Annotated in this window: 19 protein-coding genes and 1 pseudogene; 12 read left to right on the forward strand and 8 right to left on the reverse strand. The window is 63.9% G+C overall.

The features are described from left to right. Positions 1-41 precede the first annotated feature (41 nt). From ligA to BTJ49_RS07445, 3 genes are all read left to right on the forward strand, one after another. Positions 42-2444, forward strand: coding sequence for an NAD-dependent DNA ligase LigA (ligA, locus tag BTJ49_RS07435; RefSeq protein WP_113064756.1), 2403 nt, complete (start codon positions 42-44; stop codon positions 2442-2444). Positions 2445-2450: 6 nt separating this feature from the next. After that, positions 2451-3449: a cupin domain-containing protein gene (locus BTJ49_RS07440; RefSeq protein WP_113064757.1), complete on the forward strand. Its 999-nt coding sequence runs from the start codon at positions 2451-2453 to the stop codon at positions 3447-3449. 104 nt (positions 3450-3553) lie between these two features. Further along, positions 3554-4120, forward strand: a complete 567-nt coding sequence (locus tag BTJ49_RS07445) for a DUF1453 domain-containing protein (RefSeq protein WP_240601769.1) — start codon at positions 3554-3556, stop codon at positions 4118-4120. 19 nt (positions 4121-4139) lie between these two features. Here BTJ49_RS07445 and BTJ49_RS07450 read toward each other — a convergent pair whose 3' ends face one another. Beyond that, entirely contained in the window at positions 4140-5030 is an 891-nt protein-coding gene (locus BTJ49_RS07450; RefSeq protein ID WP_113064759.1) for an NAD(P)-dependent oxidoreductase, read from the reverse strand. Between the two features lie 164 nt (positions 5031-5194). After that, positions 5195-6739 carry a cryptochrome/photolyase family protein gene (locus BTJ49_RS07455; protein ID WP_113064760.1) on the reverse strand — a complete coding sequence of 515 codons (1545 nt, stop codon included), beginning with the start codon at positions 6737-6739 and terminating at the stop codon, positions 5195-5197. A gap of 560 nt (positions 6740-7299) precedes the next feature. On the opposite strand from BTJ49_RS07455, the gene BTJ49_RS07460 reads away from it, so the two are divergent. Genes BTJ49_RS07460 through BTJ49_RS07475 form a run of 4 tightly spaced genes read left to right on the forward strand, consistent with a single transcriptional unit; the run spans position 7300 to position 9287 of the window. After that, positions 7300-7932, forward strand: a complete 633-nt coding sequence (locus BTJ49_RS07460; protein ID WP_146742295.1) for a hypothetical protein — start codon at positions 7300-7302, stop codon at positions 7930-7932. Next, positions 7929-8465, forward strand: a complete 537-nt coding sequence (locus tag BTJ49_RS07465; RefSeq protein WP_113064762.1) for an ATP/GTP-binding protein — start codon at positions 7929-7931, stop codon at positions 8463-8465. The genes BTJ49_RS07460 and BTJ49_RS07465 overlap by 4 nt, the downstream gene beginning before the upstream one ends. Beyond that, positions 8462-8875 carry a roadblock/LC7 domain-containing protein gene (locus BTJ49_RS07470; RefSeq protein ID WP_113064763.1) on the forward strand — a complete coding sequence of 138 codons (414 nt, stop codon included), beginning with the start codon at positions 8462-8464 and terminating at the stop codon, positions 8873-8875. The genes BTJ49_RS07465 and BTJ49_RS07470 overlap by 4 nt, the downstream gene beginning before the upstream one ends. Positions 8876-8927: 52 nt before the next feature. Continuing rightward, positions 8928-9287 carry a hypothetical protein gene (locus BTJ49_RS07475; protein WP_113064764.1) on the forward strand — a complete coding sequence of 120 codons (360 nt, stop codon included), beginning with the start codon at positions 8928-8930 and terminating at the stop codon, positions 9285-9287. Between the two features lie 107 nt (positions 9288-9394). Here BTJ49_RS07475 and BTJ49_RS07480 read toward each other — a convergent pair whose 3' ends face one another. Continuing rightward, on the reverse strand, positions 9395-11380 hold the full coding sequence (locus BTJ49_RS07480) for a CocE/NonD family hydrolase (RefSeq protein ID WP_113064765.1): 1986 nt from the start codon (positions 11378-11380) through the stop codon (positions 9395-9397). Positions 11381-11586: 206 nt separating this feature from the next. Between BTJ49_RS07480 and BTJ49_RS07485 the strand changes: the two genes are divergently transcribed. Next, on the forward strand, positions 11587-12486 hold the full coding sequence (locus BTJ49_RS07485; protein ID WP_113064766.1) for a hypothetical protein: 900 nt from the start codon (positions 11587-11589) through the stop codon (positions 12484-12486). Between the two features lie 170 nt (positions 12487-12656). On the opposite strand, the gene BTJ49_RS07490 is transcribed toward BTJ49_RS07485, so the two are convergent. Then, positions 12657-13526, reverse strand: coding sequence for a CDP-diacylglycerol diphosphatase (locus tag BTJ49_RS07490; protein WP_113064767.1), 870 nt, complete (start codon positions 13524-13526; stop codon positions 12657-12659). Between the two features lie 169 nt (positions 13527-13695). Between BTJ49_RS07490 and BTJ49_RS07495 the strand changes: the two genes are divergently transcribed. Beyond that, the gene (locus tag BTJ49_RS07495) at positions 13696-14949 is read left to right on the forward strand and encodes a crosslink repair DNA glycosylase YcaQ family protein (protein WP_113064768.1); all 1254 of its coding nucleotides are present in this window, start codon (positions 13696-13698) and stop codon (positions 14947-14949) included. Positions 14950-15038: 89 nt separating this feature from the next. After that, on the forward strand, positions 15039-16190 hold the full coding sequence (locus tag BTJ49_RS07500; RefSeq protein WP_113064769.1) for an MBL fold metallo-hydrolase: 1152 nt from the start codon (positions 15039-15041) through the stop codon (positions 16188-16190). 36 nt (positions 16191-16226) lie between these two features. Here the strand turns inward: BTJ49_RS07500 and BTJ49_RS07505 are convergent, their stop codons facing one another. After that, complete coding sequence (locus BTJ49_RS07505) at positions 16227-17567, reverse strand: MFS transporter (RefSeq protein WP_113064770.1); 1341 nt, start codon at positions 17565-17567, stop codon at positions 16227-16229. 603 nt (positions 17568-18170) lie between these two features. On the opposite strand from BTJ49_RS07505, the gene BTJ49_RS07510 reads away from it, so the two are divergent. Then, entirely contained in the window at positions 18171-20054 is a 1884-nt protein-coding gene (locus BTJ49_RS07510) for a S53 family serine peptidase (RefSeq protein ID WP_168184692.1), read from the forward strand. Between the two features lie 299 nt (positions 20055-20353). On the opposite strand, the gene BTJ49_RS07515 is transcribed toward BTJ49_RS07510, so the two are convergent. Next, the gene (locus BTJ49_RS07515) at positions 20354-20728 is read right to left on the reverse strand and encodes an IS1595 family transposase (RefSeq protein WP_206098387.1); all 375 of its coding nucleotides are present in this window, start codon (positions 20726-20728) and stop codon (positions 20354-20356) included. A 52-nt stretch (positions 20729-20780) separates the two neighbouring features. On the opposite strand from BTJ49_RS07515, the pseudogene BTJ49_RS07520 reads away from it, so the two are divergent. Beyond that, a pseudogene (locus BTJ49_RS07520) lies at positions 20781-20891 on the forward strand (transposase); the annotation flags it as partial. A 154-nt stretch (positions 20892-21045) separates the two neighbouring features. On the opposite strand, the gene BTJ49_RS07525 reads toward BTJ49_RS07520, so the two are convergent. Next, complete coding sequence (locus BTJ49_RS07525) at positions 21046-22464, reverse strand: hypothetical protein (protein ID WP_113064772.1); 1419 nt, start codon at positions 22462-22464, stop codon at positions 21046-21048. A gap of 232 nt (positions 22465-22696) precedes the next feature. Then, a complete protein-coding gene (locus BTJ49_RS07530; protein ID WP_240601770.1) occupies positions 22697-24085 on the reverse strand; it encodes a sulfotransferase in 1389 nt (462 codons plus the stop codon). Positions 24086-24278: the final 193 nt, after the last annotated feature.

The raw sequence follows: 24278 nt of genomic DNA on the forward strand, positions 1-24278 counted from the left end.
GGGCAGGTACACTTCGCGGGTCATTGAAGGAAAGTGCATCGATGTCGAACGATTCTGCCCACGCCGATCCCGCGCAGCGCGTCGAAGCGCTGCGCAAGCGCCTCGAAGACGCCAACTACCGCTATCACGTGCTCGACGATCCGGATATTCCCGACGTCGAGTACGACCGCATGCTGCGCGAGTTGGACGAACTGGAGACCGCGCACCCGGAACTGGCGAGTCCTGATTCGCCCTCGCGCAAGGTCGGCGCGCGCGCCGAAGGCGGTTTCGCCGAGGTACGTCATGCCATGCCGATGCTGTCGCTGGGCAACGCCTTCGAGCAGGAGGGCGACGACGACGCCACGCGCTTCGCCGAGGTCGGCGATTTCGTGCGCCGCGTCGAGCAGACCCTGGGCCGCAAGGACCCCGTGTTCTCGGTGGAGCCGAAGCTGGACGGTCTGGCCATCAGCCTGCGCTACGAGCACGGCGTGTTCGTGCAGGGCGCCACGCGCGGCGACGGCGAGACCGGCGAGGACGTCACCGCCAACCTGCGCACCGTGCGTGCGATCCCGCTGCGGCTGCGCGGCGAGGGCTGGCCGGACGTGCTGGAAGTGCGCGGCGAGGTCATCATGCTGCGCAAGGACTTCGAGGCGTTCAATGCCTGGGCGCGCGAACACGACGTCAAGCCGCTGGCCAACCCGCGCAACGGCGCGGCCGGCTCGCTGCGCCAGCTGGACCCGGCCAAGACCGCGCAACGGCGCTTGAGCTTCTTCGCCTACGCGGTGGGTGTCGTCGAAGGCGGCGAACTGCCGGCCACGCATTCGGCCACGCTGCAGCGCCTGCGCGACTGGGGCTTTCCGGTATCGCCGCTGGTCGACACCGCCATGGGCTTCGAGGGCCTGATTGCTTATTTCCGCCGCATTGGTGCGCAGCGCGACAGTCTGCCGTACGACATCGACGGCGTGGTCTACAAGCTGGACGACTACGAAGGCCAGCGCGAACTGGGCTTTGTCTCGCGCGCGCCGCGCTGGGCCATCGCGCACAAGTATCCGGCGCAGGAAGAGATGACCGTGCTGGAGGACATCGAGATCCAGATCGGCCGCACCGGCGCGGCCACGCCGCGCGCGCGGATGCAGCCGGTGCAGGTCGGTGGCGTCACCGTCACGCACGCCACCCTGCACAACGCCGACCAAGTGGCGCGGTTGGACGTGCGCATCGGCGACACCGTGATCGTGCGCCGCGCCGGCGATGTCATTCCCGAGGTCGTGCGCGTGGTGCCCGAGCACCGCCCGCCGGACGCGCAGCCGTGGCGCATGCCCGAGACCTGTCCGGTGTGCGGCTCCGAGCTGCTGCGCGAGGACGACAAGGCGGTCTACCGCTGCACCGGCGGCCTGATCTGCGCGGCGCAGCGCAAGGAGGCGCTGATCCATTTCGCCTCGCGCAAGGCGATGGACATCGACGGGCTGGGCGAGCGCTACGTCGACGCGCTGGTCGAGCTCGAGATCGTGCACACCCCGGCTGACCTCTACGGCCTGACAGTCGAGGATTTTCTCGACATGAAGCGCCGCGCCGACGAACGCGACGGCACCACGCCGGAAACCGTCAAGCAGGGCAAGATCGCCACCAAGTGGGCAGAGAATCTGGAGGCGGCGATCCAGGCCAGCAAGCACACCACGCTGGCGCGTTTCCTGTTCGCCCTGGGCATCATGCATATCGGCGAAAGCACGGCAAAAACTCTCGCCAAGTGGTTGGGATCATTGGAAATGATCGAGGCCATGCCGGCGCAGATCCTGCGCGTTCTGCCTGACGTGGGCAGCGAAGTCGCGACTTCGATCGCGGCCTTCTTCCAGCAGTCGGGCAACCGCGACGTGCTCGACCAGCTGCTGGCGGCGGGTATCGAATTCAGCGACGTCGGCCCACCGTCGCCGCTGCTTGGCGAACGGCTCGACTTCAAGGTGCTGCTGAATCAGGCCGGCATTCAGGGATTGGGACCGACCAACGCCGCGCGTCTGGCCGAGCAGTTTCCTACCCTGGACGCGTTGATCGAGGCGGGTCCCGCGCACTGGAGTTCGGCCGGCTTGCCGAAACCGGCGGTGGCCGGACTGGAAAATGTCCTGGCCGACGCGAAGCGCGTGGCGCGGCTGCGCAAGGCCGAGGCCGCGATGCGGCGTCTGCTCGACGCCGTACCGGCGTCCGGCGACACCGCGGAAACTGATCAGCCGCTGGCGGACAAGACCGTCGTGCTGACCGGTACGCTGTCGACGATGACCCGCGACGAGGCGAAGGAAAAGCTCGAGGCGTTGGGTGCGAAGGTCAGCGGCAGCGTGTCGAAGAAGACCGACTTCGTGGTTGCCGGCGAGTCGGCCGGTTCCAAACTGGCCAAGGCGGAGTCGCTCGGTGTCGCGGTCTGGGACGAGGCGAAACTGCAGGATTTCCTGACCGAGCACGCAGGTGCGCAGGCGTGAGACATCATGACTGATCCGCAACCGGCGACGCCGCTGCGCGTCACGATTTCCTGCGCCGACCTGGACGCTGCGCTGGCGTGCTACACGGACGAGCTGGGCTTCCGGCTGGACATGATCATGCCGGCCGATGCACCGCGCATGGCGGAACTGTCCGGATACGGCCTCTCGCTGGGTCTGCGGCGCGTTGAGCACGCAGCGCATCCCGATGATGCCGAAGGCGGAGCGGAGACCATTCCGGCAGAGCGGGATGCCGTCGCTTCGACCGACTGGATCGTCGGACGCGCCGGGATGCAGTACCGCGACCTGATTCCGGGCCGGTGGGACGGGCGCGTCATCGCCTCGCATATTCGCATTCCCGACGGCGGGCCGGTACCCGATTACGTGCACTATCACCGGGTCGGCTTCCAGATGATTTTCTGCCGTCGCGGCTGGGTGCGCGTGGTCTACGAGGACCAGGGGCCGCCGTTCGTGATGCAGGCGGGCGACTGTGTGCTGCAGCCGCCGACGATCCGGCACCGCGTGCTGGAGGCGTCGCCGGGGCTGGAAGTGGTGGAGGTCGGCTGCCCCGCCGAGCATGAAACCTGGCGCGATCACGCCTTGACGCTGCCGACTTCGGAGCGGCGTCCGCAGCGTTTGTTCGGCGGGCAGCGTTTCGTGCACGCCGTGGCGACCGAGGCTCATTGGCAGGCTGCGTCGGCGTCGCACTGCCTGTATCGCGACACGGGTATCGCGAAGGCGACCGACGGCGTGGCCGATGTTCGGATCTTGCGTGCAAATTCGGAGCAGGCATGCAGCGCGCCGGCATGGCTTCCGGAAGGCGGTGCGCGGTTCGTGTTCGTGCTGCGCGGGCGGCTGCGTATCCATGGCGTGGACGGTGCGCTGCGGGAACTGTCGACCGACGGAGCATGCCTGCTCGTCGGTACGGATGCGTCGAAGTTCGAGGCCGTCGACGCCGATACCGAATGGCTGGATGTCTGCCTGTCGCCGCAGGCGCTGCAACCCTGACGGTTCGGTGGGCACGACGGCGCGCGGCATCCGTGCCTTCCGGCAGACGTCGGCGGATCTGCATTCGGCTAGGCTGATCTGCGATCTATCAGGAGGATGAATCGGTGTCTGCTCACTGGATGACCTATGCGATGGCGGTGCCTCTCGTGGCGCTGCTGATCTGGCGCCGCATCAGCCGGCAGTTCGGCCGTCAGCCGGTGCGTCGCAAACGCATGCTCGCGCGGATCGCGATCCTGGCCGTGCTGGCCGCATTGCTTGGTCTGAGCGGACTGCGCGATCTGCACCTGCTGGAAGGACTGGTGGGCGGCATCGCACTCGGCGCCGTGGTCGGTCTGGTCGGATTGCGCCTGACGACCTGGACCGTGGATCCGCAGCGCGGCGATTGCTACATCCCCAATCGCTGGATCGGCGCGTTGCTGACCGCCGTGCTGCTTGGGCGACTGGCCTGGCGCTTCATTGTGGTCTGGCCGCAGGTCGAGGACAGCGCGCGCGCCGCCAGCATGACGCCGATCCAGCATGCCTCGACGCCGTTGACGCTGTTGGTGTTCGGTCTGCTGGTCGGGTACTACATCGTCTACTACAGCGGGTTGCTGATGCATCACCGCCGCTTTCTGCGCGAACGCAGCACCCGGCGCAACGAGGCGGCGCCCATGCCCGAGCCACCCGCCTGATGCGTGGACCGCGCTGGGGTCAGTTCTTGTCGCGATCGTCCAGATGCGCGCGCCGCGCGGCGACGGTCGCCAGCGACGCCCAGTCGCGTTCGCCGCCGCCGCCGGCCAGCGCTTCCAGCAGCGCCTCGCGCGCCACGCCGGCGAAGGGCAGGGGCACACGAGCGTCGTCGCCGGCTTCGAGCGCCAGCCCGACATCCTTGAATCCCAGACGCACCGGGAAGCCGGCGGGTTCGTAGCGTGATTCGGCGATCAGCTTGCCGTAGCCCTGGTAGGCCGGCGCGGCGAACAGCGTCTGCGTCATGATCTCGAGGAAATCGGCGGCCTCAATGCCGTGGGCGCGGGTCAGCGCCGAGGCTTCCGCCATGCTCTCGATGGCCGAGGCCAGCATGAAGTTGCCGGCGATCTTGGCCACGCTGGCGCGTACCGGGTCGTCACCGAGTGGCCAGGTGCGCTGGCCGACGGCATCGAACAGCGGCTGCACGCGCTCGAGGCTGTTGCGGTCGCCTGCGCACACGACATGCAACTTGCCTGCCGCAGCCATGTCGGGACGGCCGAACACCGGCGCGGCGACATAGTGCACGTCGCGCGCCGCGTGCAGGTCGCTCAGTTCGCGCGCCAGTCGCACCGAGATGGTCGCGTGGTTGACGTGCACGCCGCCGGTCGGCAGCGCATCGAGTACGCCGCCATCCAGCAGCACAGCGCGGACGGCCGCATCGTCGGCCAGCATGCTCAGCACCACGCCCCCGGATGCAACCTGCGCGGGCGTTTCGGCAATGTGTGCGCCCTGCGATTTCAGTGCGTCCAGCGGTGCCTGCGAGCGGTTCCAGACGGTCACGGTGTGTCCGGCGGAGAGCAGGTTGGCGGCCATGCCCTGACCCATGGCGCCCAGTCCGATGAATCCGACGTGCATGAGGGACTCCTTGCGATGCGTTGCGGGGAAACCCGGATTATTTCATGCGGCGTCTGTACGTACGGTGGATCGGTGTGGCGTCTTTCGACCAGACGGCGGTCGAGCGGTACGTGCCGCCGATGCATGATCGATCCGCGCGTGCATCGGTGCGCGGTGATCTACACTCATTCTCCGCGAAGCGTTCGCGCCTGTTCGCGGATGCGCTGCATTTCCTGCGCGTCGCGGCGCTGCAGGTTGCGCACCTGCAGTTTCATGCGTGGGTGTTCGGCGAAGCGCTCGCGATGCCGGTCGAGAAAATCCCAGTACAGCACGCTGACCGGGCAGGCGCGCGGACCGGTGGTGTCGTCCGGTCGGAAGCGGCAGTTTGCGCAGTAGTTGCTCATGCGCTGGATGTACTTGCCGCTGGCGACATACGGTTTGGAGGCCATGATGCCGCCGTCGGCCCATTGCGACATGCCGATCACGTTGGGCAGTTCTACCCACTCCACGGCGTCGATGTAGATGGCCAGGTACCAGGCGTGCACCTGGCTCGGCTCGACGCCGAGCAGCAGCGTGTACAGTCCGGTCACCATGAGCCGCTGAATGTGGTGGGCGTACCCGGTCTCCAGCGTGTCACGCAGGCTCGCACGCAGACAGTGCATGTCGGTGTCGCCGGTCCAGTAGAAATCGGGCAGCGCGACGTGCGTGTCCAGCGCGTTGTCGCGGGCGTGTTCGGGCATGCGCTGCCAGTACAGGCCGCGCACGTATTCGCGCCAGCCCAGGATCTGCCGGACGAAGCCCTCGACCGCCTCGATTGGCGCGTCGCCGCGTTTCAGCGCCCGGCATGCGGCTTCGCAGACTTCGCGCGGACCGAGCAGCTTGAGGTTCAGCGCGGCCGACAGTCGGGCGTGGTAGAGCGCACCCCGCCGCGGCGGGAGGCCGTCCCACATGGCATCCTGCCAGCGTCCGAAGCAGGGCAGGCGATGCGCGACAAAGTCCTCCAGTGCGTCCAGCGCCTGGGCGCGGGTCACCGGCCAGTCGAAGTGCTCCAGCGAGCCAGGATGGCGGGAGAACGCATCCTGCACCGTCGTCAGTACCTCGCGCGTGAGCGCGTCCGGTTCGAAGCCGAGGTGGTCGGGCAGATCCGAAGGCGGCCCGTCGCGGCCGAAGGCGGAGCGGTTGTCGTGATCGAAATTCCACTGTCCGCCGACCGGCGTGCCGTCGTCCTGCATCAGGATGTCGTGTTCGCGGCGCATGCGGCGGTAGAAGTGCTCCATGCGCGGCTGCCGGCGTCCCTGCATCCAGTGCTCGAAATCGGCGCGGGGGCACAGGAAGTGGGTGTCTTCGCGCAGCGCCACCTCGATGCGTCCTTCGAGGCGTCGCCGCAGGTCGAGGAGCGCTTCGCGCAGGCGCCATTCACCGGGTTCCACCACCAGCACCCTGCGCGGCTGCAGGCGTTCCAGGTCCTGTTCCAGCAGCGCGATCAGTCCGAACTCGGACGCGGGGTCGAGTTCGGTGTAGTGCACCGTCAGGCCCTCGTCGCGCAGCGCATCGCGGAAATGGCGCATGGCGGAGAGGAACAGCGCGATGCGCGCCTTGTGGCTCCAGACGTGCGTCGCCTCGGCCGCACATTCGGCCATCCACACCGCGTCCTTGTCCGCATCGATATCCGCCAGCGCGGGGGAGTGCCTGTCCAGTTGGTCGCCCAGTACGACGACGAGATGGCGCATGACTACTGCTCCGTATGTCCGGTTCGCATCGGGATGGCGAGATCGGGCCCCGGATGGGGCCAACCGCACCCGAAAGAGGCGATGATGCCCGATTTCACGCGTTGTGTTTTCGCGTACGCGAGGGGATCTCCCTCATTCGAATCGGCTGGCGGGATCGTATTTTCTTGCGTGAGCGAGGGGTGGGACCAGTACGGTCTATGGGTGGTGCGCGTATTGCAAATAGTGCCTATCCGGTCACAAAACCGATTTCGTTTCGAAGGCTAACTAGAGTCGCAAGAACGTTCGACAGGCGTCATGCCCTGCATGGCGTGTCATGCATGACCGTGCCGTTATCAGGATGATGAAGGGGGTGCGCAGTGGAGAACGAGTACCCGAGTGACGCTGCGCCCCACGCAGCGTCCGAGCATGACCGGGATGTGCGTGTGCGCCCGCTTTTCCGCCATCGCGATCCTCTGTGGCGGCTTCCCCGCAGCGCCGGACCCGCAGGCGCGGCTTCCCCGATTTCCCCGATATCTTCCCCTCCCGATCTTTCCGAATCCATGCCAGCGACCGATTCCGGCGTGAGCGGTCTAGGGCCCGTGTTGCAGTCGCTGCGCGAGGGTGCGGCCCGCGGGACCGGACAGGCCACGCTTCTGCACGGGGCCGTCGCGGTGTTCCACGTCGATTTCAAGGCACAGCGCGTTTCCTGTCTCGGAGCCGGACCGCCGGACGAGCGCCGGCTAGGTCAGCATCTCGCCGCGATGGCCCGCGAGGTTCGCCTGAGCGAGAGCGTCGACCCGAACGTGAACGAGCGAGTTCGCGACCGTCGTAGTCAGGCGCTTTCCAGCCTGCTCTGGGATGCGGCGCTGGACGCCGGACCAGAGCACCGGATTGCCGAGATCGACGCCGATACCGTCGTGCGGCTTCGGCGCTGGCCGGGATTTCACCTGCTGGCCCACCGTCACGATCACTTCCGTCTCTGTTCGCTGATGCTCAGGCGTCCCAGCAGTGCGCGCGAGTGTGTCGACATGCTGGGCATCGACATGGAGCAGACCCAGGCCTTCGCCCACGCTGCATACGTGGCCGGGTGTGCGGAGCTGCGGCCCGCCGAAGCGTCGTCGGCGCATGCGGCGAAGGTCGGCTGGCGTCATGGCGGTTCGCGCCTGGCGGATTGGTGGCGCAGCGTGCGCGAAGCGCAGAGGGCGGCTTCGTGAGGGAGCACAAGATCGTGGTGCTCGGTTCGATGGGTGCGGGAAAGTCCACGCTGGTGCGCGCCATTGCCGCGGGCAACATCGTCGATACGGATGTCGCCAACACCGATCCGAGTTCGGACAAGCTGACCACGACCGTGGCGCTCGACTACGCCGACATCGCACTGCCGGACGGTGACCGTCTGCGTCTGTACGGCGCGCCGGGACAGACGCGCTTCGATTTCGTCTGGCCGTCCCTGCTGAAGGGCGCGGCCGGCGTAGTGATCATGGTCGACGCCACGCGCGAACCGGTGAAGGCGGAAGTGGAGCGCTACCTGAGCGTGGCGCGCGACGCCGGCGACATGCCGATCGTCATCGGCCTCAGTCGACTGGATCTGGTCGAGGAGGGGGCGGAGCGCGTGCTCATGGATGCCGAAACCGCCATCGACGGCCGCGTGCCGCTGGCGCCCGTCGACGCACGCAACGAGGAACAGGTGCTGATGCTCATGGACATGCTGGTCAGCGAAATCGAATCCGCCGAAATGGGGTGCGCATGAAATCCACGGCAAGGGATACGCCGGTAAGCACGCAACACGCCGATCTGCAGAAACATCTCGATACCCTGGCCAGCGGACTCGTCGGCATCCGCGCGGCGGTCGTGGCCAGTGTCGACGGTTTCGCCATCGCTCATTCCAGCACTTCCCAGGTCAGCGAGGAAAAGCTCGCTGCGATGACCAGCTCCATGCTGGCGCTGGCTTCGGCCATCGGCCGCGAGCTGGCGCTGGGCGAGTTGCAGGCGCTGATGCTCGACGCCGAGAACGGCAAGGTCCTGATGCTGGCGATCAGCAGCGCGCGCGAACCCTTGCTGCTCATGGTCGCCTGCTCGCAGAAAAGCGTGATGGGCAAGGTCCTGTGGGCCGCCCGCGAATGCGCCAGGGAAATCGCGGCGACGCTTTCCTCGGCCTGACAACGGTCACGATCGTTCGTGGCGAACATTCAACCGAAGAAGGGGAACGAAGATGTCCAATCTGTCCGAATCGCTGCAGGAACTGCTGTCCATCGACGGCGCACAAGCCGTGTCGCTGGTCGATTACAGCAGCGGGATGCTCCTGGGCGAGGCCGGTTCGGGAATCGACATGGAAGCGGCCGCCGCGGGCAATACCGAGGTGATTCGCGCCAAGATGCGCACGATGGATGCCTTGAAGCTGGATGACGAGATCGAGGATGTACTGATCTCGCTGCACAAGGCGTATCACATCATCCGACCCATCGCCTCGAAGGATGGGTTGTTCCTCTATGTCGTGCTGGATCGGAACAAGTCCAATCTCGCGCTGGCCCGTCGCAAGGTGCTGGAGGTCGAGAAGGGACTCGAGCTGTAATTCACCGGCTGTTCGCAACGCATGCGCCGCATGCGGGCGCAGCGCTGGGACTGTGCCGGGAATGTGCGTCCCGCGCGAAATCCATCGCGCGGGGCGGACGTCTCCATTCAGTGCTTCGAGTCGACCGCGGTCTTCGGAAGAACCGTGAACGTGATGGACGACGGGTAACGCGCGTCGTGATGCACGGCGTTGTGGGCGACGACCCAGTGCGTGCCCGTCTCGTTGTTGCCGCCGGTGTTCAGGTTGCGGTCGAAGCGGGGAAAGTCGCTGCTGCTGATCTCCACGCGCAGGCGATGGCCGGGCAGGAAGGCATCGGCGATGTCGCTTGGCTGAAAGCGCACCTTGTACACCTCGCCGGGTTTCATCCAGACCGGTGGCTTGTTGTATCCGTTCCGGTAGCGCATGCGCTGGATGTTGCTGGTGAGATTGTAGGCCTTGCCGTCCGGGTAGACGTCCATGACCTTGTAGGTGAAATCGGTGTCCCGGGCGTCCGAAGACACGTAGAGCGTGACGTCGATCGGTCCGGTCGCGACCATGGTCTTCTTGAACGGCGCGGTCTGATAGACCAGGACATCCTTGCGGTTCTCATACGGCGTCTGGTCCACCGCACCCCACTGCTTGAACTTGCCGATGCAGCATCCGCCATGCGTGCCGACAGGGTCCGCCGGGTCGTAGGTGAAGCGATCGGGGAGGTCTTTGATCACCGTGCTCGCGGACAGCGTGCCGTCGCTCGCTTTGTCACCGCTGCGCAGGTAGAAGGTCCGTTGCGTCGTGCCCGCCGGCGGCCAGGTCTCGGCATGCATCCACACGTTCTTGCCGAGCAGGTAGTACATCACCTTCGGCTGCTTCTTCAGGATGCCGTTGTGCTCGCCTTTCAGGAAATGGTCGAACCAGGCGTAGATGAGTTTGTCGTAGTCGAAGCGCGCATCGCCGACATCGAGCTGTCCGATCTTGGTGTGCTTCTTCGACAGCGAATAGGCGCAGTGCAGGGAAGGGGCGATGACGGCGTACTGCTCGTTGGCGACGGGTTTGGGCGCGGTGCGTCGCACGAAGTTGTACGCGGCCAGATTCGGCGAGACCGAGACGTCGTACCAGCTCATGAACCACAGGCCGGGTTTCTTGATCGGCATGCTGTCGTTCCACAGGCCGCCCTTGTACCAGGCCGGGTCGTTCGGTGTGCGGTCGATCATGTCGCCGCCGGTCGCGACCGGCATGTGATCGGCGTAGATGCCTGGTGGACCGCCGTAGTGCTTGATGATGTCGCGAACCGGGAGGTGCCAGAACGCCTTCTCCCAGTCGACGTCGAGGTAGTGAGGCTGCAGGTCGTACATTTTCGCCGCCCGGATCCGGTCCGCCTGCGACATGTTGTGCGGGAACATCGGCCGCAGCGGATTCTGCTCGTAGTAGAGCCACTCCGTGAACAGCATGCGGTAGGCGCCGCCGCGGAACCAGTTGCCCTGTTCGTAGTACGGACCGACTCGTCCGACGCCCGCGCCGAAGCCCTGCACGTTGAAGGTGGTGTAGGCAGGGTCGTTACGCGCGACCACGCCCAGTTGCCATTCGGCCGAGGACGAACAGCCCATCGTGCCGATCTTGCCGTTGGACCAGGGCCGCGACGCCAGCCATTTGATCTCGTCGGAGCCGTCCGTGGTCGGTGCGCCAAGGATGTCGTAGGTGCCTTCCGAGAAGAACTGGCCGCGCTCGCTGACCAGCGCGAAGGCGTACCCGTGGCGGACCGCTGTGACGGCTTGTTCCAGGTAGGGGCCGGGAGCCTTCTGGGTGACGTCCCAGTAGTTGGTGTTGTACGGCGTGCGCCAGAAAATGACGGGCACTTTGCCCTTGGCGTGTTTGGGGCGATAAATGTCAGCGGACATCCGTTTGCCGTCCCGCATCGGGATCATCACCTTGCGGTCGATGATGGCCATGCGTTCCAGGGTTTTTTCCGCCGCCTCGCGCTTGGCGATGCGCCGGGCCTTGGCGTCGTCCTTTTTCTTCGTGCTGCTCGTGGATGCATGGGCCGGCACCCAGGGGGCCGCGAACAGTGCAATCCATGACGCGGCGACAAATACGCGTAGAGCCTTGACGGTCCGCATGCAAAATCCTCCCCTTGAAGATGTCCCGACTATAGGCAACATTCCCACCCGCTGCACGCGGGGCGCTCCGGAGCGTCATGCACGTGGGGCGCAGCCGTTGCGCGGTTTTCGGCAGGGTGGAGCAAACATCGGGGATGTGCCTTTAGTCCCGTAGACCGGGGGGAGGGGTAGCGGTACGGTATATCTTCCCCATCCAGGGTGATCGCATGATCCTCTACGCGGAGACATGCATCATGAAAACCAAAGTCTTGGTTCTGGCCGCCGTGTTCCTGCTGGTCCCCTTGGCGGTAGTCGCTGGAGAAAGCCCGCTTCATGGCATCTGGAAAGTGGATGCGAATACGATCCGGGCCTCTCATCCGCATGCATTCGTGATCAAGGACGGCATCTACGAATGCCAAAGCTGCACGCCGTCCTTCAGCCTTCCGGCAGACGGCGCCTTCCATGCCGTTCCGTCCGATCCCCGACGGGATGAGATGGCGGTTCTGGTGATCGATGCCCACAAGGTGCAAATCACCGAGCGCAAGAACGGCATCATGGTCGCCAATACCCTTCGCGAGATGAACGGAGACAATGCGCTCGCTGAAGTGACCTATCAGGATTTTTCGGGGAAGAGCCCCGTGATCAGCAAGTTCCGTCATCATCGCGACGGCATGGCCTCCGGTGATGCGCACCCGGTCTCGGGGAACTGGCACAAGGCCGTATACACCAGCGTCTCGAACAGCGGGCGCGCCTTCACCTACAACGTCAACGGCCGTCGCATGGAGATGAACGATCCGCGCGGCCACGCTTTCGTCGCGCGCATGGACGGCAGCGAAGCGCCGTACACCGGCTCGCATCTGGTCAGCAGCGTCTCGGTGGAGAAACTGGCGCCGCATCGTGTGCGTATGCAGACCCGGCACGAGGGGCAGGTAGTCGGCATCACCACCGTGCACGTGCTTCCCGGAGGGAACATGATGCGAGTCGTGAAGGAGAGCCCGGTGGACGGCAGCCGACTCAGCTATGTGGCGATGCGCGTGCGATCGACTTCGCTGACTTCCGACCTGGCTCCGATGGGCGGCATATCGCCTGGATCGTGTGACGCAGGTGGTTGCGCCACCGTGCGCTGAAGAGCGCGACATGAAAGTACGCGGTGTGAACTCGCCTCAGTGACCGCGTATGCACGTACTGCATCGATTTTGTGCAGAAGGCCCGGCGGACGAAGAGATTCGCCCGCCGGGTTTGCATGCGCGCGAGCAGCGATGCGGGTAGACCGATTGTTGCGCCTCGTCGGCAATCGTCATTTTTTCGGGTCGGGTCGCGCGATGGCGCAGCTCCGATCATGCAGATTATCGCTGTTGCCGTTGTTCTTGTGGTTTTCCGGGGTGGCGTCCGCTTCGGCGCGTGTGCTGAGCAGGATGAAACCGGGGGTTCCGTCGACACGTCGCGCACCGGCCACGACCAGGCTGTGCCACTGCATCTGATCCTTGTCGCCGAGATGTCCGGCCAGCGCCGCGAAGGGGTTGATGGTGAGGCGTTTGCCTTCCACCCAACGTGCGATGTAGCGCCTGCCATGGGCGTCGGGAAGACGCATCGGCAGCATGTTCCATGTGCGGGTCAGATGCGGCAGCGCGTGCTGCAAGGCTTCCCGCACGGATGGCTTCACGCAGTCGACATGGATGTGCAATTGGTTCTGTGACCGGCCGTGGGCGGAATTGACGACCAGCGCGATATCCTCGCGCGGAACAGGACGGCCTAGCGCCGCCTCGGTGTACATGCGCGCGAGCCAGGCATCGGCCAGGTAGTTGGGCGCGTCGGGGTGGAGGAGTTTCGGACTCTCGATGCCGGTGATGCGCGCCAGCGGCAGCACGAGGTACTGATAGCGTCCTGCGCGATCCTTGAAGACGGCATAGCCGCGCGATGGATGCTCGGCGTCGACCACTGCGGTGCATGGGGCCGGTGGATAGATGCCCTGGGTCGCCGTGGGCATGCAGCGATCATGAATGAAGTGCCAGAGAATATCCGGGTTTTCGCGGTGCGGTGGGGCAGCGGTGGTCGCAGGCTTCGCGGTCGCGCATGCCGCACACACGAGAAGGGCGAGCAGGCCGGGGAGCAGCGGTAGGAATCGATGGAAAAAGCGTCTGCGCATGGAGTGCGTGAATCGTTGCATGGCGGGGGTATTCGCGATGAGGGGCTGTTCCGAAGCGCCGGCATGCCTGGCATTTCAGTGCGGACGCAAGGTGTTCGACTATATTGCAAACGTCTGAATGCAGGAAACGCTGTCTGATGCCTCCTTCACGCCAAATCTCCGTGCCATGCTTCCGTCCCCCAGGGCGAGCATGACGTTGCCGGTTTCCGCACGTCGCGAGGTTCTGTCCCTGAGTCAGGCTCGGGCGTTGCATCTGGCCGCGCAAGGTTTGCTGCACCCGCCCGTACGCCGCGCCCGACGCGAAGATGTGGTCACCGCGATCACGCGCATGCGCATGCTGCAGATCGACAGTATCCACGTGGTGGCGCGCAGCCCCTATCTGGTGCTGTTTTCACGTCTGGGCGGTTATCCGCAGGAATGGCTCGACGAAGCGCTGGCCGATGGGCGGCTTTTCGAGTGCTGGGCTCACGAGGCCTGTTTTGCGCCATCCGGGGACTTCCCGCTGCACGAGGCGGCACGCTCGTTGCGCGAGCGACATTGGGCATTTCGCAGCGCTCATCGTATGCGCCGTGAGCATGGTTCCACCTTGCACAAGTTGCTCGAACAGGTGCGCGAGCAGGGGCCGCTGCGCGCGGGAGAATTGGAGAAACGGCAGCCGCGGACGCCCGGATGGTGGGAATGGAGTATCGAGAAGAAGGGACTGGAAGCCTTGTTCGCACTGGGCGATGTCATGGTGGCGCGACGTGAGCGGTTCCAGCGCGTCTACGATGTGACCGAACGCGTGCTTTCGAACATGGCCGTGCCGGATTCGGAGGCATGGACGCCGGACCGCGCGCGCATGTGCATGACCGCCGATGCCATTCGTGCGCTCGGCATCGCACGACCGTCATGGGTGGGCGACTATCACCGCCAGGGCAGGGTGCCGGACTCCTTGCTGCAGGCATTGATCGACCAGAACGAGGTATTGCAGGTCGAAGTCCGCGGCTGGGATGGCCCGGCGCTGGTGCATCGCGATCATGCGTCGCTGCTCGGACGTGTCGCGGCGGGACGCCTGCGCGCCACGCACAGCACGTTGCTGTCGCCTTTCGATCCGGTGGTCTGGGACCGCACCCGGGCGCGCGAACTGTTCGATTTCGACTATGCGCTGGAGTGCTACACGCCGACACACAAGCGCCGCTACGGCTATTTCGTGCTGCCGCTTCTCCACCGCGGGCGACTGGTCGCACGCGTCGATGCCAAGGCGCATCGGCGGGAAGGGGTGTTCGAAGTGCGCGCCTTGCACATGGAAGCTGGCGTACGGGCCAGTGATGGCGTGCTGCGGGGCATCGCAAAAGCGCTGCGGAATTGCGCGCTGTGGCACCGCACTCCGCACGTCGTGGTGACGGCCAGCGATCCCGCAACGATCAGAACGGCCCTCGAGCCCCTGCTGAGTCGGCCTTCGTAGGCCGTGCAGTTGCCGGCGGCCTGTCCGAGTCTTGCATGCGTCCGGCTTCGCGCCCATATCTCTCTAACATTACGAATTCTGGAGCGGGCATGCGTTCGTTCGGCAGTCAGTCACGGGGCGAGCGCCTGGAGCGTTTGCATGATCTTCCGCAGTGGGATGGTGAACGTTTGCGCAATGTGCATCCGGTGCTTCCCGGACTTCGCGATGCCGACGCCACACGTCCCACGTTGCGCGATTTCCTGCGCACGGACGAAGGTCGGCGGCCTCCGCAGCCGTTGCCGTCGATGGATCCGCGCGAGGCATGGGCCCGTCGCGCCGACAGCCGACTGCGCGTGACCTGGCTGGGACATTCCACGGTCCTGATCGAAATCGATGGATACCGCGTGCTCACCGATCCGGTGTGGGGGCAGCGTGCCTCGCCTTTCCGTCTGCTCGGTCCCAGCCGTTTCCAGCCGGTTCCGGTGAGTCTGCGACAGATGCCCGAGATTGATGCCGTGGTCATCTCGCATGATCACTACGATCACCTGGACTATCCGACCATCCGCGCGCTGGCGAAATCGAGTGTGCCGTTCATCACCTCGCTGGGCGTCGGCGCACACCTGGAAGCCTGGGGCATCGCTCCCGAGCGCATCACCGAGCTGACATGGTGGCAGCGTCATCGCGTGCCAGGCACGGGACTCAGCGTGACGGCCGCGCCCTCGCAGCATTTCTCGGGTCGAGGGCTGAAAGATCGCAATATGACGCTGTGGTCCTCGATGGTGATCGAAGGCGAACGGCACCGGGTTTTCTTCAGCGGCGACACCGGTCTGACGACCGAGTACGAGGCCATCCGCGACCGTCTTGGTCCGTTCGACCTGACCATGCTGGAAGTGGGCGCGTTCCATCCATCCTGGGGCGATATCCACCTGGGGCCGGACAATGCGCTGACTGCCCATCGCATGCTGGGTGGCGGTGTCCTGATGCCGGTGCACTGGGGCACCTTCGCCTTGTCGACGCACGATTGGGACCAGCCGGTCGAAACGCTTCTCGCGCAGGCCGACCCGAACCATTCGCACTTGCTGCTTCCCCGCTTGGGCGAAGCCGTGCAGCCGGCGGAGCGTCGTCCGGCCGAGGCATGGTGGCGGACGTCACAGCGGTCCGACGCACCGGGCGCAGAAGCAATCTCCACTCCTCCGGATAGCGCGGCGGAAGCCTCGGAAGCGGACACGCTGTCCGGCAAGGTGCCCTGGCCACTGGATTGATCCGGTCGTTCGCGGTGTTCGGATGCGCCTGGCGCTTCAGGAGACGGGTCTGTTTCCCGTATCGGCGTCCGTGCAGAGTGATGCAGTCCCTGATGTGGGCAATGCGCCGCTGAGAGCGATCGCGACTCCGAGCAGGCAGAGAATCGCCACATAATGCGCCGGAGCCATCGCTTCGTTGCGCAGCCAGAATGAGACGGCCAGGGGTGTGAGTCCGCCGAAAAGAGCGTACGCGACGTTGTAGGCGAAGGAGATGCCCGAGAAGCGCACGGCTGGCGGGAAACTGCGCACCAGGGCGACGGGTACGGTGGCGACCATGCCCACGAACAGCCCCGTCAATGCATAGAGCGCGGTGAGATGCGAGGTGCCTGCGGCCAGGGCGGCGAACAGCAGGTAGGTCGTCGCGGCCAGACCGGCTGCGCCCGTGCCCAGTGTGACGCGAAGGCCGAAACGGTCGACGGCCAGGCCGGTCAGCACGCAGCCGAGGGTCAAGGCCAGGGTCGCCGCGGTGTTCGCGCGTAGAGCGGTGGCGGGAGTAATGCCGAACAATTTGGGCATCAGGGCGGGAAGCATCAGGATGACCACCACGATGGCTGCCGTCAGCATCCAGGTCATCAGCATCGACATCACGATGGCGCGGCGGTGATGACGCAGGACCACGCTCAACGGCAGGCGGCGCTCCAGCGTCTGACGTTCGCGCATGGCGCGGAACACGGGGGTCTCGGCCAGATAGCGCCGCAGTATCACGGCAAGAACGCCGAATACGCCGCCAACCAGAAACGGGATGCGCCACGCCCAGTGCAGCACGGCATCGTCGCCAAAGGCGCCGTGCACGACATCGGCGATCAGCGATCCGAGCAGAATGCCCGCCGTCAGTCCGCCGGTCAGCACACCGCAGGCCAGGCCGACGCGCTGGGGTGGAACATGCTCGGAGACGAACACCCAGGCGCCCGGCACTTCACCGCCCACAGCAGCCCCCTGCAGCACCCGCATCGCCAGCAGCAGCAAGGGGGCGGCATAGCCGATGGATGCATAGGTCGGCAGCAGTCCGATCACCAGTGTCGGCAGCGCCATGAGGAGCACGCTGAGCATGAACATCCGCTTGCGGCCGTGGCGGTCGCCGAAGTGCGCCATCACGATGCCTCCGAGCGGCCTCGCCAGATAGCCGGCGGCGAACAGACCGAAGGTCTGCAGCGTGCGCAGCCATTCGGCGGTTTCCGGTGGGAAGAACAGTTGACCGATGGCGCCGGCCAGGAACACGAAGATGACGAAGTCGTAGAATTCGAGCGCGCCGCCCAGCGCGGAGAGCGCCAGCGTTTTCACATCCTGTCGCCGCAACAGGCCGGATGCTTCGGCGGCGCAGGTTGTTTCCGCGCTCATGTCCGGATGTGCTCCGCAGCGTAGCGGTTCGTCATCGTGCCCATGCCTGAACTTCCCCGTTGAAAAGGCGTTCCGGCAAGCATAGCGAAGGCGGCGTGTGCACGTCGTGGTTCAGCCAAGCGCGCGTGCGTATCGGTCAGGCTGGCTTACTTCGTGCGGCAGCACGCGTCGCTCGTCGCCATGCTTGGCGGCATCGTGACGTAGTGACTTGGCTCATCGTGAGCGCGCGGGAAGCGCCGCGGCGAGCTTTTCGACGTGCCACCGATGAGCTGCCGACTAAAACCACGCGTTCGGCAGCGCTGGTTCGGACATTCATTTCGTCATGTATGCATGATCTCGAAACGAAGTTTCTTTCCGGAAAACCGAATCGCGTTATCCATTTTTATGGATAACGTATTCCTGGTTATTTCTTGACACGGAAGCACGCGCGACCCTATATCTGGTGAGCGTTGTGATGCACGCGCAATGCGTGCCGGGCCGGAGCATAGGGGAAAAGTGTGCTGCACGGCCATGCACAACGTCGAGGAATTTCATATTCACCAGCGGAGGGGCACCATGATTCGGGGTACGTTATTTTCCTTGCTGTTTGCTTCGGCGGCAGGCATGGCGGGGCTTCTTGTCTCGCAGCCGGCGCATGCCGACACGCAACAACTCGGTCCTACGGACGAGACCATCACCACCACTATCGTCTTCGGCGTTCGCCATGAGGAGCAGCTGAAGCGCTATATCCAGGAAACCGTCACGCCGGGAAGTCCGCACTATCGCGATTTTCTCTCGTTGCGCGAATTCGTGACGCATTACGCGCCGTCTCCGGGTCAGCTGCGAGTGACTCAGCGATATCTGGAGAGCTACGGCCTCAAGGTCGACAAGGTTTTCAAGGATCACCTGGCCATGACGGTCAGCGGTCCGTCCAGTGCGTTCGAACTGGTCCTGCAGACGCAGATGGACAATTACAAGGAGGATGACGTCCGTCATCATCCGCATCGCCGGCATCATTTCCATCGTCCGCGGCATCAGCCGCACATGCCGCGTTTGCTGCTCGACAACGACGTCATCGCCGTCGTCGGCCTGAGCAATGAATATCAGTTCAGACCGATGCACGCCTCGAAGGCGCATATTTCGCATGCCGATGCGCTGCAGCTTGTCCCGGGCAGCAACACCATCGCCACCGGCGTTCCCGGGCAGTACACCGTTGCGGACGTGGCCAATCTGTACAACATCAACCCGATGTACGCCGAAGGCACTACCGGTTCCGGCGTCACGCTGGGTATCGCCACCTACGCGGATTTTCTGAAGGACGATGCATACGCCTACTGGAACCTGATCGGTCTGCCGGGCAAGGCCGACCGCATCACCAAGATCCATGTCGATGGCGGCGGCGATTTCGGCGCAGATGCGGGTTCCGGTGAAACTTCGCTGGACGTGGAGCAGGCCGGCGGCCTGGCGCCGTATGCCGACATGATCGTCTACGATGCGCCGAACGGCAGTCAGGGCGGCATCGACATGTTCTATCAGATCGTGTCCGACAACCGTGTCGATACCCTGTCCTACAGCTGGGGCCTGCCGGAGATTTTCTACTATCCCGAGCTCAACGGCGGCGTCGATTACACCAACACCATGAAGGCGTTGAATCAGGCGTTCATGGAGGCTGCGGTGCAGGGCATCACGCTGTTCACCGCCAGTGGTGATTCGGGTGCCTATGACACCAATCGTTCGCTGCCGGCGCCGTATTTCACGACGCCGCTGACGGTCGACTGGCCGGCCAGTTCGCCCTACATGACGGCGGCGGGCGGTACGACCGAGCCGGTTTCGCTGACCGGTCGCTGCGGATCGGGCACGTACCCCATCGACGTCCAGGGCGAGCGCGCCTGGTCGTGGGGCTATCTGGCCGATTTCTATCAGACCTGCTATGGCCTCTCGCCGATCGAGGCCGGGGTCTTCTCGGAAGGTGGCGGCGGCGGCGTCAGCGTGTACTGGCATCGACCGTGGTACCAGTACGGCATCGTCGGTGTACGTCGTAGCGAGCCGGGACAGAGCATGACCGAGTTGGACGTGAATCCGACGGTCGATTATCTCGACCTGCGTGCCGGGTATGCGGGTCGCAACGTGCCGGATATTTCCATGAACGCCGATCCGTTCACGGGGTACCTAGTCTATTCCAGTGCTGACGGTGGTCTGCTTCAGGGATATGGCGGCACCAGCTTTGTGGCGCCTCAGTTGAACGGTGTGGCGGCGCTGGTCAATCAGCGCAATGGCGGTCGGATCGGTCTGCTGGCGCCGCAGCTTTATCAGATGCTGCGTCGTTACGGTTACGGCCCGGACTCGCCGTTCCACGACATCACCGACGGTGACAACTGGTACTGGGAGGGCGTGCCCGGCTATGACCAGGCTACCGGTGTCGGCACGCCGGATGTGGCTCGACTGGCCGTGCTGCTCAGTACGCACAATGGCCATCATGGCCATGGCGGTCATCATCACGGTCACTGAAGTGATGATGTAGTCGTTCCTTCTTGCGTCCGCCCGGGAATCGGGCGGACGCAAGCATCACTATGATGTTCTAGTATTTCGGTAGGGACTAACGCCGTACAAAGTGCACAGTCATTGTCTGCATATGCCTTCTAAATAAGGTTTCCTAGCCTTTCCGGACCAATGTGGGCCCGATTTCCTGTATCGAAGTCTGCCTGAGAAGCTTGTGCAGCAAGGGTTTCAGGTCCTCGCCGCGATGGTTGTAGCGGTAGCAAACTTCGGCCGGATACAGATGGAAGTATTGCCGGGGCACGCCCCAGTCAGTACGGATACAGCCAGTTCTTGGCATAACTCCAGAAACCCTCGATGCCGTTGATATGGGCGCGCCCGACTGGGCGGTCCTTCTCTTTACGGATCATCACATGCTCGCCACGCAACTTCAGTGTGGCATAGGCCTGCCACTGGTCGGTGTAGTACAACGCACCTTCGTGCGTATGCGCTTCGATCTCCCGCATGATCGATACGCGATCATGCACGGGGATCGGCATGGCTTTGACCTGACCGTTGCGTTTGACCAGTCCGAACACGATCACCTTGCCGGCAGCGCCCCAGCCGCGTTTGCCTTTGCGGGCGCCACCGAACGTGGTTTCGTCGCATTCAATGGCGCCCTCGAAAGGTTTGACCTGCTCCCCGATTTCAGGGCCAACGCCAGCCTAGTAGAGTCCGTTCCCAGCAAGGAGAACGGACATGAAAAAGCGGTTCACCGAGGAGCAGATTCTCGACTTCCTGAAGCAGGCCGAGGTCGGCGTGCTGGTCAAGGAGCTGTGCCGGTGTCACGGTTTCAGCGACGCCAGCTTCTAAACTTGGCGCGCCAAGTTTGGCGGCATGACGGTTCCCGATGCACGGCTCTTCGTGCGCTTCGCTCGTGCTCCATCTATCCTGTCTGCGTGCACCGGCGCGTGCACCGTGGCCATTAATCCAGTCACCATGGATGTATAGGCCCTTTCATGTGTCACGGGTGTTTCGAGGTTGTCTCCAATCGCCAGCTTCCGTTTGCGTCGATGCGCAGGCACTGGGATGCTTGCGATGGGCATCGTGCGACGCGGTGTATGCGATTGATCGGAAGATGCAGGCGCCAAGCTAGGCCGGCTCTGCCTACGGCATAGAAGCGGTGCTCGTCATGGGTTTCGACCCAGAGAGGTGTCTTCATATGCCGGACTTGGAGATCCTGCAGCATAGTTTCTGCCCATCGGGCGCGTCCAATCAGGCCTGGGTGGTCAAGATGGCGAGTGCCCGCCACGGCAACCCATGAAGAGGCCGCGATCAGTGCGAGGATGATGGGCAAGCGCGGGTGTTCGATGCTAGCGTGCGCCCAGACGATTAGGGGCATGATTACAGCGATCGCTGCATAGTAGGCGTAGCTGTTCCATGACAGCAGGAAGTAGGGGCCGTAGGCGACTCCGGAGAACAACAGCAAGGCCAGCCACTGGCGTGCATGCAATCGCGCGCGAATGCGCCATAAAGGGATGGCCAGCGCGAGCAGCATAGGAAGCGCGGTGGCAGCGATCCAGCTGATGGCCAGCACTCTGTCTCCTGTGATGATCATACGTAGTGCTTCGCGCGGTACATTTGCGACCCACGCCATAAACGCCAACGTATTTCGAATTAAATTGCTGCCTAGCTTCAGTGTGTACGCGGCATCTTGATGAGTAGTAAAGCGTGTATCCAGTATCAGCCAGATCACGCAGATGACGATGCAGCCAGAAAGGGTGGCAAGTTCTCCCTTGCGCATCAATCGTTGCCCGGTAAATAACCGGAAGAAGATCATCAGGAAGACCGTCAGAATAGCGGATTCCTTGCTGAGCAACGCCAGTGCCAGGGAGAGTGGGACACTGACTAGAAGTAGGAGGCGTCGATAGCCTTTGGTTTCTGCACTGAGAACCCAGGCGCTCAGATTTAGCGCAGTGAACAAAATTAGGAGTGAGTTGTTGGCTGCTGCCGCCCAATGTAGCGGGAGAATATGCATCGCCAGTCCGCCGTAGACAACACCGGTCAGCGCCGCGGTCGGCTTTGGATTTTTCCACTTGCAGGCACGAGCCGTGGCGAGCGCGAGCAAGGCTACAGCGGTACTCGCCATCACATGCAGGCCAAGGTTCACGGCATGGGCGGCTGGTGCGCTGTCATCAAGCCACCCATCGACAACACGCCAATACATCGCCTGTGAGAGAGGGCGCCAGAACTTCAGCGGTGTCGAGGGCCAAAAATCCGACCACCAGTGGATGGATGCGGCGTGTGCGGCGCGGAGGAAGACATAGTCGTCTCCCCAGAAAGGGGTATTCAGTGCCGGGACCCACATCAATAGAGTGCATACGCCGAACAGCGCGATCACCGGCCAGGCAAAGTTGGAGGGAGTATCGGTGATCTGCTTCAAGAGTGTTCTCGGGTGTTTGGCGCGGTTGTACGAATTATTGGTTAAGAGGAGGAGTCACAAATATGACGGGTAATTCGAGAGTCGCTACGGTTGTTGGCGAGAAATCAATGTATATGTCTGATGGTTCGGGGAACCTATTCGAAAGCTCCATGGATTGCGAAAAACCAACGAATCAGTCTAGCTGGGCTAGAAAATTGTGGCATTACGTTCGTGTAGTGATGCGTTCGAGTCATCAGTCCGCCAGCGTGATGCCGGCATCCTCGAGCAACGCACGTAGTTCCCCCAGTTGCGGCGCATAGCGTCGCCAGCGGCCGACTGCGCTGGTATAGATCGGGGCGCGCACTTGCCAGGCATTGGGCGTGTTCACCGGGGCGGCGTTGTTTTCCGAATGCAGGCAGGCTTCATCCCAGGGCAAGTCGCAGAATGCCAGGGTCCGGCGTATCTCGGTTTCCGGATCTTCCACCAGCGATTCATAGGACACTTCCAGCAAGCGTCCCGGCAGCACTTCGTTCCAGTGCCGCATCAGGCGATCGAACTGGATGTAGTAGCGGCCGGTATCGAGCAGATCGAGCGAGTAATCGTAGAAGCCCGACTCCAGCCGGAAGAGCTGGCGGAAATTGCCGAGGCAGGTGTCCAGTGGGTCGCGTCGCAGGCACAGGATGCGAGCCAGCGGCAGGGCGCGCGCGATGAAGCCGGCATAGAGGAAATTGTGCGGCATGTTGTCGGTGAAGCGCGGCGCGGCGTCCGTGCCGGGGCGGGTGCTTTCGATGTAATCCTCGCCCAGTTGTTTCCAATCGATGTGCCGGGTGGTAGCGGCGATGTCCGGGGTGGACAGCAGCGCGACAGGGCTGCCGGATGCGCGTTGCAGCACCGTCGAAAAGTTTTGCAGTTCGCCGGCGGAATACACCTGCGGGTGGCTGGATAGGATGCGGTCGAGGAGGGTCGTGCCGGTACGCGGCATGCCGACGATGAAGATCGGTGCGTGGGCGGTCCCGTCTTCTCTGGAGCTTTCCATGCGATCGGGAAAGGCGCGCACGAGCGCGTCGAACATGCTTTTGTCGCGCTCGGCCGAAGCCGGGCGTGAGCTTCGCGCGGCGGCCTTGCCTCGCGCAAAATGCGCAAAGGCCTGCGGGTAGTCGGCCAGATCCTCATGCTCTTTTCCCAGCGCCATGTTGAGGAAGATCTGTGCACCGAGATCTCTGTCATGTTGCCGGATGAGCGACTGCAATCTTTCCAGGTGCTGACTTTCAGGCGTCTGTCGCTGCAATTTGGACAGACTCAGATGCGCGGCCCAATGGCGCGGATCGAGTCGGATGCAGGCTTCCAGTTCCTGTTCGGCACGCTTCACCTCGCCCTGGGCGGCAAGCGCGTAGCCAAGGTCGAAGTGGAAGGGAGCGAACGACTCCTGCCGTGCCAGTGCGCGCTCGAAAGCCATCACGGCGGAGGCAATGGCATGGGCCTGCATGTACACGTGTCCGAGCATGTTCAGGAGGCGCGCGTCCTGGAGATCGCGCGAAAGGGCCTCGTCGGCCGCCGCGCATGCCTCGGGAAGCCGTCGGGCCAAGGCGAGTGAGCGGGCGTAATACGCGAAATAATCCGCGCGTTGCGCGTCGAGTTCCACGGCCTTGCCCAGTGCGTCCACGGCGTTGGGCACATGCTGCATTTGCAGGAAGGCCACGCCGGCCATGAAATGCAGTTCCGGGTCTTCCGGAGTGGTTTGCAGCAGGCTCGCTGCACGATGCTGCACCATAGGCCAGTTTTCTTGCCTGAAGGCATTGATCAGACGCGTGCGGGTTCGGGAGGAGTCGATCATG

Source organism: Oleiagrimonas sp. MCCC 1A03011 (assembly GCF_003267965.1).
Lineage (GTDB): Bacteria > Pseudomonadota > Gammaproteobacteria > Xanthomonadales > Rhodanobacteraceae > Oleiagrimonas > Oleiagrimonas citrea.